The following is a 3370-nucleotide window of genomic DNA, read 5'->3' on the forward strand; positions in this document are numbered from 1 at the left end:
TGCGCGACCGCGAGTCTGGCCCGGAGGCGAAGGGCGCCTCCGGCCCGAACGACGCGGCGCTGCGCCGCGAGGTCCCGCCGCACTACTGACGCGGCCCGCGCAGACGGCGACGCCCCGGTCGCCACGAGGGCGCCGGGGCATCGGTGCTTCGTCTTGTCGCTGCGCTCTGCGCTCAGCAACCAGTCGGGTCAGGCCGACTTCTGCTTCTCGAGCAGGTCGCGGATCTGAAGGAGCAGCTCCTGCTCGGTGGGCAGGGCCTCGGGGTCCTCGGGCAGGCCGGCCTTTGCCGCCTGACGCTCTTTGAAGTGATTCATGGGCACGACGAAGACGAAGTAGACCACGAGCGCGACGGCGAGGAAGCTGATCACCGCCGTGATGAGGCCGCCGAGCGGGAACGTGACGCTCTGGCCATAGATGCCCGTGATGGTCGGGCCGAAGTTGCCGTTCTTGTCGGGCTGGTAGAACAAGGCGACGATCGGATTGATGATGCTGTCGACGATGGCGGTGACGACCGCGGTGAACGCGCCGCCGATGACGACCGCGACGGCCAGGTCGATGACGTTCCCGCGAAGGATGAACTCCTTGAAGCCCTTGATCATGCTTTTCTCTCCCCTGAAGTGGTCGGCCTCAGGATCCAGAGGCCGGTGCGGAGGCGGGCGCAGGTTTGGCGCTCGATTCCGACTTCGATGATGCCCCCGCGGACGCGGAAACCCCAGATCCTGCACGCGAGTCGGTGCGATAGAAGCCCGAGCCGTTGAAGGTCACGCCGATGGATCCGTACTCCTTGCGCAGGCGGCCCTGGCATTCGGGGCACTCGGTGAGGGCGCTGTCGGAGAACGACTGCACGGCGTCGAAGCGGTGCCCGCAGGCGGTGCAGGCGTAGGAGTAGGTGGGCATGGGGCCTCGCAGGTCTCGGTTCGGAGGGTCAGGTCAGGGGGAAGACGACGGTGCGCAGCGGTGTGACGGCGCCGGTGACCGGCTGGTCGTGCACGTCGTGGGGCACCTCGTCGAGGATCTCGGAGTCGTAGACGACGGCGTACACGGGAGGGCACTTCTGCATCGAGCCGAGCGTGCGGTCGAAGTAGCCGCGCCCCCAGCCCATCCGCATCCCGCTGCGGTCGACGGCGGCTGCCGGGATGAGCAGCAGATCCACCTCGTCCAGCGCCATCGGGTTGAGGATCTCGCCGGTGGGCTCCGGCAGCCCGTGCAGACCCGTCGTGATCTCCTCCTCGGATCCGGCCACCGCCCAGTCCAGCAGGCCGTCCTCGCGGGTGATCGGCAGCAGCACCCTGATGCCCCGGGCGAGCGCGGCGCGGATGAAGGCCCGCGTGCCCGGCTCGGTCGTGGTGGAGAGGAAGCAGGAGATCGAACGAGCGCCGGTCGCGGCGATCAGCTCGTCGAGGCGGGCGGTCAGTGCGGTCTCGGCGGCGGCGCGCTGCTGGTCGGACAGCAGGCTGCGGCGCTCGCGCAGATCGGCGCGCAGCGCGCGCTTCGCATGGTCGATGTCGCCCGGCATGGCCTCGATTCTACCGGGGAGCCGCTGAGGCCGCTCCGGCCCGAAGTCGCTGCGCGCCCGTAAGCTGAGCAGATGACGAAGGCACGCATCAAGGCGGTCATCCCCGCGGCCGGCCTGGGCACGCGCTTCCTGCCCGCGACGAAGGCGATGCCGAAGGAGATGCTCCCCGTCGTCGACAAGCCCGCGATCCAGTACGTGGTCGAGGAGGCCGTGGCCGCGGGCATCGACGACATCCTCGTCATCATCGGACGCAACAAGAACGCGATCTCCGATCACTTCGACCAGATGCCGGAGCTCGAGGGCAAGCTGACGCAGAAGGGCGACCACCGCCGGCTCGCCCGCGTCGTCGCCTCCAGCGACATGGCCGACATCCACTACCTGCGCCAGGGCGAGCCCAAGGGCCTCGGGCATGCGGTGCTCCGCGCCCGCACGCATGTCGGAGACAGCTCCTTCGCCGTGCTCCTCGGCGACGACCTGATGGACGAGCGCGACCCCCTGCTGACCGCGATGATCGCCGAGCACGAGCGGAGCGGCGCGGCGGTGATCGCGCTCATGGAGGTGGACCCGGACCAGATCCACCTGTACGGCACTGCTGACCCCGACGGAGTCCCGGAGGGCGCCTCGGACGACGTCCGCCGTGTGAACGGGCTGGTCGAGAAGCCCACGCGCGAGGAGGCGCCGTCGAACCTCGCGGTCATCGGCCGCTATGTGCTGCCGCCCTCGATCTTCGAGATCCTCGAGCGCACACCGCCGGGCAAGGGCGGCGAGATCCAGCTCACCGACGCCCTGCAGGAGTTCGCCGCGGATCCCGACGGTCCGGGCGTGCACGGCGTGATCTTCCGCGGGCGGCGCTACGACACCGGCGACCGGCTGGAGTACATCAAGGCGATCGTGCAGCTCGCGGCCGACCGCGACGACCTCGGGCCGGATCTGCGGGTCTGGCTCAAGGAGTACGCGGAGAGGATCTGAGCGGATCGTGGACGTCTCGGCACCGATGCGGCACGGACCGGTCGAGCTGCGGCTCATCCGGGCCAAGGACGCGCGCTCGCTGCAGCACGAGCTGCTCACCAACCGGCGCTGGCTGCAGCCGTGGGAGGCGACGCTGCCCGGTCTGCAGACCGGGATCGACATGCGGGTGAGCATCCGGCGGCTGCTGCAGCAGTACCGTGACGGCACCGGCTATCCGTTCGTGATGGAGTACGACGGGAAGATCGCCGGTCAGCTCAACATCTGGGGTGTCATGCGCGGATCGCTGTGCTCCGCGACGATCGGCTACTGGGTGAGCGAGCGCTTCGCCGGGCACGGGATCACCCCGGCCGCCGTCGCGATGGCGACCGATCTCGCGTTCAACGACCTGGGGCTGCACCGGATTGAGATCTGCCTGCGGCCGGAGAACCGGCCGAGCCTGCGGGTCGTGCAGAAGCTCGGCTTCCGCTACGAGGGGATGCGGCGCCGTTTCATCCACATCGACGGCGACTGGCGCGACCACCTCGCCTTCTCGCTCGTGCGCGAGGACGTGCCGGAGGGCGTGCTGAACCGCTGGGCGGCGGGGCGCGTCCCCGCGGACTGGGCGGCCGTGCCGCCGTCGGATCTGCCCTCGATCACGGATCCGGGCGATCCCGGGCTGTCGGGCGATGCCGGGTTGCATCGCGAGCGGGGGATTCAGGGCTGAACCCGGGCTCGCGCGAGCCCGGGTGCGTCGGCGCCCCCTCGCAGTGTCGGCGCCCCTCCGCAGGTACGTGCGTACGAGGGGGCGCGGGTGCTGCGAGGGGGCCTCGGCGTCAGTGGGCGCAGCACGCGGGCCACGCGCGGCACATGCGGCACGCGCAGGGGGTGTGCTGACCGGGCGGCCGG

General features: G+C 70.3%; 5 protein-coding genes. 2 read left to right on the top strand and 3 right to left on the bottom strand.

What is annotated here, in order from left to right; genetic code table 11:
* Nucleotides 1-188: 188 nt before the first annotated feature.
* Genes mscL through B7X32_RS19645 form a run of 3 tightly spaced genes read right to left on the bottom strand, consistent with a single transcriptional unit; the run spans nt 189 to nt 1516 of the window.
* Nucleotides 189-599 (bottom strand): large conductance mechanosensitive channel protein MscL, encoded by a 411-nt coding sequence (gene mscL, locus B7X32_RS19635; RefSeq protein ID WP_292723607.1) that lies wholly within the window; start codon nt 597-599, stop codon nt 189-191.
* A 28-nt stretch (nt 600-627) separates the two neighbouring features.
* Complete coding sequence (locus B7X32_RS19640; protein WP_292723609.1) at nt 628-897, bottom strand: FmdB family zinc ribbon protein; 270 nt, start codon at nt 895-897, stop codon at nt 628-630.
* A 28-nt stretch (nt 898-925) separates the two neighbouring features.
* Nucleotides 926-1516, bottom strand: coding sequence for a 5-formyltetrahydrofolate cyclo-ligase (locus B7X32_RS19645; protein ID WP_292723611.1), 591 nt, complete (start codon nt 1514-1516; stop codon nt 926-928).
* A 72-nt stretch (nt 1517-1588) separates the two neighbouring features.
* On the opposite strand from B7X32_RS19645, the gene galU reads away from it, so the two are divergent.
* On the top strand, nt 1589-2485 hold the full coding sequence (galU, locus tag B7X32_RS19650; protein ID WP_292723613.1) for a UTP--glucose-1-phosphate uridylyltransferase GalU: 897 nt from the start codon (nt 1589-1591) through the stop codon (nt 2483-2485).
* Nucleotides 2486-2510: 25 nt separating this feature from the next.
* Nucleotides 2511-3188, top strand: a complete 678-nt coding sequence (locus B7X32_RS19655; protein ID WP_292723616.1) for a GNAT family protein — start codon at nt 2511-2513, stop codon at nt 3186-3188.
* Nucleotides 3189-3370 lie beyond the last annotated feature (182 nt).

The organism is Microbacterium sp. 13-71-7 (assembly GCF_002257455.1).
In the GTDB taxonomy this organism is placed as follows: domain Bacteria; phylum Actinomycetota; class Actinomycetes; order Actinomycetales; family Microbacteriaceae; genus Microbacterium.

Bases quoted from the DNA above. Each gene is read 5' to 3' on its own strand.
- galU (WP_292723613.1), top strand. From the start codon at position 1,589: ATGACGAAGGCACGCATCAAGGCGGTCATCCCCGCGGCCGGCCTGGGC.
- mscL (WP_292723607.1), bottom strand. From the start codon at position 599: ATGATCAAGGGCTTCAAGGAGTTCATCCTTCGCGGGAACGTCATCGAC.
- B7X32_RS19640 (WP_292723609.1), bottom strand. From the start codon at position 897: ATGCCCACCTACTCCTACGCCTGCACCGCCTGCGGGCACCGCTTCGAC.
- B7X32_RS19655 (WP_292723616.1), top strand. From the start codon at position 2,511: ATGCGGCACGGACCGGTCGAGCTGCGGCTCATCCGGGCCAAGGACGCG.
- B7X32_RS19645 (WP_292723611.1), bottom strand. From the start codon at position 1,516: ATGCCGGGCGACATCGACCATGCGAAGCGCGCGCTGCGCGCCGATCTG.